General features: G+C 24.4%; 3 protein-coding genes and 1 pseudogene. All 4 read left to right on the forward strand.

Annotated elements, in window-relative coordinates:
• Nucleotides 1–548: hypothetical protein (locus AJ939_RS10820; RefSeq protein ID WP_180753138.1), on the forward strand; the 548-nt coding region annotated here is incomplete at its 5' end.
• Nucleotides 541–1413: a hypothetical protein gene (locus AJ939_RS01210; RefSeq protein ID WP_070233289.1), complete on the forward strand. Its 873-nt coding sequence runs from the start codon at nucleotides 541–543 to the stop codon at nucleotides 1411–1413. The genes AJ939_RS10820 and AJ939_RS01210, both read left to right, overlap by 8 nt.
• 83 nt (nucleotides 1414–1496) lie before the next feature.
• Nucleotides 1497–2264 (forward strand): hypothetical protein, encoded by a 768-nt coding sequence (locus AJ939_RS01215; RefSeq protein WP_070233290.1) that lies wholly within the window; start codon nucleotides 1497–1499, stop codon nucleotides 2262–2264.
• A pseudogene (locus tag AJ939_RS10825) lies at nucleotides 2248–3548 on the forward strand (hypothetical protein); the annotation flags it as partial. The gene AJ939_RS01215 and the pseudogene AJ939_RS10825, both read left to right, overlap by 17 nt.

Genomic DNA, 3548 nt, shown 5'->3' on the forward strand with positions numbered 1-3548 from the left:
ATATCAACAACATCAACATCGATTCAAAACCCTATCTATTAAAAGCTTTATATTTTTGTGAAGATTATGTTTTATATGATAAAGATAAGCAAGCTTTATTTGATGAAAACACAATAAAAGAATTAGAATTTAACTCTAGTTTTTATACTATCTTTATCTCTCATAAAAACAAACTAAATGATACTTATTTAAAAGCAAGAAAAGAACTTTATAAAAGTATTGATGAATTTAAAAGACTTGGTTTTAAAGATTTAGAAAATGCTTATCAAACTTATATGAGCTCTTTTATTATCAATGAAGAATTAAATAACAAAGATAAAACAATCAATAAAAATGAAAACAAAGAAATAAATAAAAATTCAAATCAAGAAAACAATATAAAAGAAAATACAAGCAGTATAATAAAAAATACAAATTTTAACAATGAAACTTCTTTAAAAACGAAACAAAGCAATACCATTATAGATGATATAAAAGAAGATTTTAAGATTGTATCTAATAATGCTATAATAAATAATACTAACTTTAAAGGTAAAAAAATTGCTTAAAATATCAAAAAGAATTTCTATTATAGTTTTTATTGTATTAGTTTTTATCATAATTGCTAGCAATGCTTATAACTTTATCCAAGAAGCTTTACAATTTAAAGAAGCTAATGAAAATAAAGCAAGAGAAAATCTTAGTGCTTTAATCAAATGGAGTGAAAACGAAGGCAAGGAAGAATTAGAATATGCTAAGAATTTAAGCAAAGAAAACTATAATCAAGAAAAAGTTACACAAATGATTATTAAAAATCTTAAGATGATACAAACAAGTATTGAAGATATGAAAACTTTAACCTCTTGCTATCCTACAGAAGAAGATGTTGAGCTTATGAGACAAGCTGGACATGTTGCAACAAATTCAAATACTGATATTATACTTTATCTTTTATATAATGAAAGAAATATCACAAATCATAAAACTTATTTTTTATTTGACAAGGAAAGATTTAAAGTTTTTGAAGATTTTTTATTTTTTCTAAATACTCGTTTAGAAGAGGATTTTTTACAAAAAGATATTCATAAGTTTGATAGCTTTGATGTAGTTAGAATCGGAATGTATATTAACGACCTAATTGGCTATAATAGTGGATTTACTAGTATGTATTTGAGTGAATTTTTACAAGATTATATTTGTGATTTAAATACCCCTAAAACTATGACAATTTTAAATGGTATGAGTCAAATTAACACTACTACTGACAAAGTTTTATTGTTTTTTAATAAAGAATTAAAAATACACACTGATAGTTATTTAAAAATGCAATTAGAAAAAGCGATCTATAATTTTAAGAAACTCAAACTCGGTCAAAAACAAATCAATCAGCTCAATACCCTACAATCTAAACTAAAAGAATGCACAAATGAATGAGATAGAACTTAACACTCAAAATAAAACCTTAAACGAAACAGAAAAAAGCACAAAAACTATTTTTAAAATATCAAGGAATATAAATGAAAAAACCTTTTTATAAACTTAAAAGATTTTATATACCTTGTGGTTTACTTATAGCTTTTGTTATCTTTATAAGCTTAGCTTATCGCCCTTTAGAGCTTATCTTTTGGGATAAGTATTATTATGAAAAAGAAAATCAAATTAGAAAAGAGACATCTAAATTATTCTGGAGCAACGAAGAAGAATTTAAAAAAGTTTTTGTAGAACAAAACTTAAATCAAGAATTAAAACTTAATCAAAAAGAATTATTAAATTATATGCATAATTTTAAAAAAGATTTTAAATTTATGCAAATTTTAGGTTTAGACAATGCTTATTTGGTAGCTCTTAGAAATAAAGTAAGTATATTTGGAAGAAAAAGTGAAACTAATCTTAATTATTTTTATCTTGCTTCTAATAGCACTACCAATTTAAACGAAATGAATAATTTTATAAGCATTATGGATAGATATATCATTTTTATTAACAAAATAGATGCATTGCCTGACACTTATGCACTTATGAAAATAGCCTTTAATGCTGATTATTTTCTTTTTAATTTAATCCCATTTGCTTCAAGCCTAGATAAAAACTTTATGTGTTCTATACCTCAAAAAGAACAGTTATTAGAAAATATGATTAATTCTTATAAAAAAATGAATTTATTATATAAAACAAAACTAAAAACCGAAATTCAAGAAATGATATACCCAACAATATATGAAGCAAAAAGATATAATTATTTCATAAATATTGCTAAAGGAAGATTAAATGCATGCGGAAAATAATTTAAGTCCTGAAGATAGACAAGGTATAGAAAATGCTGTGCTTGCTAAAAAAGATATAATACCGGATTGGATAGCAAATTTTAATAGACAAGATATAGAAGATTTACAGAAAAAAATAGAAAATGCGAGTGAAGATGTTGGGAGATTTTCTAATATAATCAATTCCTACTCCAAGCAATATCCTACTTTAGAACCAATAGCAAGAAAAATAAGAATAATAACCAAACCAACAGAAAACACTTTAAAAATTATGGATTATTCTTTAGAATATGTCCTTAATGGCGAAAGGTCGGTAGTTATTAAAGCTATAGCTGAAGGGGTTGAAACTATTGTTTATACAGTTGGTATTTCTGCGACTGCAATTGCAGCTGGAATTGTGAGTTTGGTTGGTATATTATGTCCAGATTCAGCACCTTTGGTAGCATTTGGTGCCTTTGTAATATTCACTCAAGGAGAGGAGCTGAGTTACTATATATCACAAAAAGCTAAAGAAATAATAATAAATTTTTTAAATCCAAAAATACAATATTTTCCACAAACTATCCATCTGGGCAATGGACAATATTATAAAAATGATAAAAATATAGATGAAATATTCAACAATATATACGAAGTTCTTGGTTTCTCCCTCTTCACTCCACGCCCCTACCCTAGCTATTCAAAACAATACAAACTTGCTCTAGCAAAGAAAAAAGAACTTATAACTAAAACAAGTATAGCTTCTACAACTTACAATTTTATAGATGAAGAATATTTAAAAAACATACAAGATTTAAAAGAACAAGAAAAAATCATTGAACAAGAAGAACAAAAATATCAATTTGATTTAAAACTTTATACAGAAGACAATAAAATAAAAAATGAAATTTTTAATTCTTTATTTAAATCTTTAAATGAAAAGCTAAGCTTTCAATTAAAACAAGAAAGAAATACTTTTTTAAATTCCAATCAAAGCTTAAGTATTGTTGCTAATAAACAATACCTACTAAAGACTTTAAACTTGCAAGATATCAACAACATCAACATCGATTCAAAACCCTATCTATTAAAAGCTTTATATTTTTGTGAAGATTATGTTTTATATGATAAAGATAAGCAAGCTTTATTTGATGAAAACACAATAAAAGAATTAGAATTTAACTCTAGTTTTTATACTATCTTTATCTCTCATAAAAACAAACTAAATGATACTTATTTAAAAGCAAGAAAAGAACTTTATAAAAGTATTGATGAATTTAAAAGACTTGGTTTTAAAGATTTAGAAAATGCTTATCAAACTTATAT

The organism is Campylobacter sp. BCW_6889 (assembly GCF_001762535.1).
Taxonomy (GTDB): domain Bacteria; phylum Campylobacterota; class Campylobacteria; order Campylobacterales; family Campylobacteraceae; genus Campylobacter_D; species Campylobacter_D jejuni.

Bases quoted from the DNA above. Each gene is read 5' to 3' on its own strand.
- AJ939_RS01215 (WP_070233290.1), top strand. From the start codon at position 1,497: ATGAAAAAACCTTTTTATAAACTTAAAAGATTTTATATACCTTGTGGT.